At 56.8% G+C, this 2848-nt stretch carries 1 rRNA gene and 1 other annotated feature (1 of these 2 cut by a window edge); the gene reads right to left on the bottom strand.

What is annotated here, in order from left to right:
* Nucleotides 1-114: ribosomal RNA gene (gene rrf / locus FXN61_RS47555) — 5S ribosomal RNA — on the bottom strand; the annotation flags it as partial.
* A gap of 96 nt (nucleotides 115-210) precedes the next feature.
* Nucleotides 211-2848: a sequence feature (most likely nonfunctional fraction of RNA operon), on the bottom strand (it continues 1630 nt past the right edge of the window).

The following is a 2848-nucleotide window of genomic DNA, read 5'->3' as shown; positions in this document are numbered from 1 at the left end:
CGGCGGCGACCTACTCTCCCACACCGTAACCAGTGCAGTACCATCGGCGCAGAAGGGCTTAACTACCGGGTTCGGAATGGGACCGGGTGTTTCCCCAACGCTATAACCACCGAAACACTATGGAATTCACAACCCAAAACCCCGAACAGCGGGGGTTCGATCGGTTCTGGTTGTTCTTCCAGAACCGCACAGTGGATGCGTAGCGTCTTTGTAACAAGTCCTCGGCCTATTAGTACCAGTCAACTCCAACCGTTACCGGTCTTCCATCTCTGGCCTATCAACCCAGTGGTCTAGCTGGGGGCCTTAACCCACAAAGGGTGGGATACCTCATCTTGGAACAGGCTTCCCGCTTAGATGCCTTCAGCGGTTATCCCTTCCGAACGTAGCCAACCAGCAATGCCCTTGGCAGAACAACTGGCACACCAGCGGTCCGTCCGTCCCGGTCCTCTCGTACTAGGGACAGCCTTCCTCAAGTATCCTACGCGCGCGGCGGATAGGGACCGAACTGTCTCACGACGTTCTAAACCCAGCTCGCGTACCGCTTTAATGGGCGAACAGCCCAACCCTTGGGACCTACTCCAGCCCCAGGATGCGACGAGCCGACATCGAGGTGCCAAACCATGCCGTCGATATGGACTCTTGGGCAAGATCAGCCTGTTATCCCCGGGGTACCTTTTATCCGTTGAGCGACCACGCTTCCACAAGCCATGGCCGGATCACTAGTTCCGACTTTCGTCCCTGCTCGACCCGTCAGTCTCACAGTCAAGCTCCCTTGTGCACTTGCACTCGACACCTGATTGCCAACCAGGCTGAGGGAACCTTTGAGCGCCTCCGTTACTCTTTGGGAGGCAACCGCCCCAGTTAAACTACCCACCAGGCACTGTCCCTGATCCGGATCACGGACCGAGGTTAGACATCCAATACGACCAGAGTGGTATTTCAACGATGACTCCACAACCACTGGCGTGGCCGCTTCACAGTCTCCCACCTATCCTACACAAGCCGAATCGAACACCAATACCAAGCTATAGTAAAGGTCCCGGGGTCTTTCCGTCCTGCCGCGCGTAACGAGCATCTTTACTCGTAATGCAATTTCGCCGGGCCTGCGGTTGAGACAGTCGAGAAGTCGTTACGCCATTCGTGCAGGTCGGAACTTACCCGACAAGGAATTTCGCTACCTTAGGATGGTTATAGTTACCACCGCCGTTTACTGGCGCTTAAGTTCTCAGCTTCGCCCTTGCGGACTAACCGGTCCCCTTAACGTTCCAGCACCGGGCAGGCGTCAGTCCATATACATCGTCTTGCGACTTCGCATGGACCTGTGTTTTTAGTAAACAGTCGCTTCTCGCTGGTCTCTGCGGCCGTCTCGCCCTAGCCCGCAAGAGGCTTCAAGCGCTACGGCCCCCCTTCTCCCGAAGTTACGGGGGCATTTTGCCGAGTTCCTTAACCACAGTTCGCCCGATCGCCTTGGTATTCTCTACCTGACCACCTGTGTCGGTTTGGGGTACGGGCCGCATGAACACTCGCTAGAGGCTTTTCTCGGCAGCATGGGATCACTCTGCTTCGCCTCAATCGGCTACGCATCACGTCTCAGCCTTGATGCCTGGCGGATTTGCCTACCAGACGGCCTACACGCTTGCACCAGTACTACCACTCACTGGCGGAGCTACCCTCCTGCGTCACCCCATCGCTTGACTACTACAAGTTCAGATCCCGCGCTCCACAGTCAGCTCGACCCCGAAGGGCCTTCGCTGGTGCTTCGGGCGGTTAGTATCACAAGGTTCGTCATGGGCGCGTTCACACGGGTACGGGAATATCAACCCGTTGTCCATCGACTACGCCTGTCGGCCTCGCCTTAGGTCCCGACTTACCCTGGGCGGATTAGCCTGGCCCAGGAACCCTTGGTCATCCGGCGGACGAGTTTCTCACTCGTCTTTCGCTACTCATGCCTGCATTCTCACTCGCATAGCGTCCACGGCTGGATTACTCCGCCGCTTCAACCGCTACACGACGCTCCCCTACCCATCCAGCCCTAAGACTGAATGACACAGCTTCGGCGGTGTGCTTAAGCCCCGCTACATTGTCGGCGCAGGACCACTTGACCAGTGAGCTATTACGCACTCTTTAAAGGGTGGCTGCTTCTAAGCCAACCTCCTGGCTGTCTGTGCGACCCCACATCCTTTCCCACTTAGCACACACTTAGGGGCCTTAGCTGGCGTTCTGGGCTGTTTCCCTCTCGACTACGAAGCTTATCCCCCGCAGTCTCACTGCCGCACTCTCACACCACGGTATTCGGAGTTTGGTTGATTTCGGTAAGCTTGTAGGCCCCCTAGACCATCCAGTGCTCTACCCCCGCGGTGAAACATACGACGCTGCACCTAAATGCATTTCGGGGAGAACCAGCTATCACGGTGTTTGATTGGCCTTTCACCCCTAACCACAGCTCATCCCCCAGGTTTTCAACCCTGGTGGGTTCGGGCCTCCACGCGGTCTTACCCGCGCTTCACCCTGGCCATGGCTAGATCACACCGCTTCGGGTCTAGACCACGCGACTCAAGCGCCCTATTCAGACTCGCTTTCGCTACGGCTACCCCACACGGGTTAACCTCGCCACGTAGCACTAACTCGCAGGCTCATTCTTCAAAAGGCACGCCGTCACCCCAAAAGGCTCCGACGGATTGTAGGCACACGGTTTCAGGTACTATTTCACTCCCCTCCCGGGGTACTTTTCATCTTTCCCTCACGGTACTAGTCCGCTATCGGTCACCAGGGAGTATTTAGGCTTAGCGGGTGGTCCCGCCAGATTCACAGCGAATTTCACGAGTACGCTGCTACTTGGGAACACTCT

This window comes from Lentzea indica, from assembly GCF_012184385.1.
GTDB classification, from domain to species: Bacteria; Actinomycetota; Actinomycetes; order Mycobacteriales; family Pseudonocardiaceae; genus Lentzea; species Lentzea indica.
The sequence above is the reverse complement of the archived record's forward strand: the minus strand, read 5'-3'. Positions and strand labels throughout refer to the sequence as shown.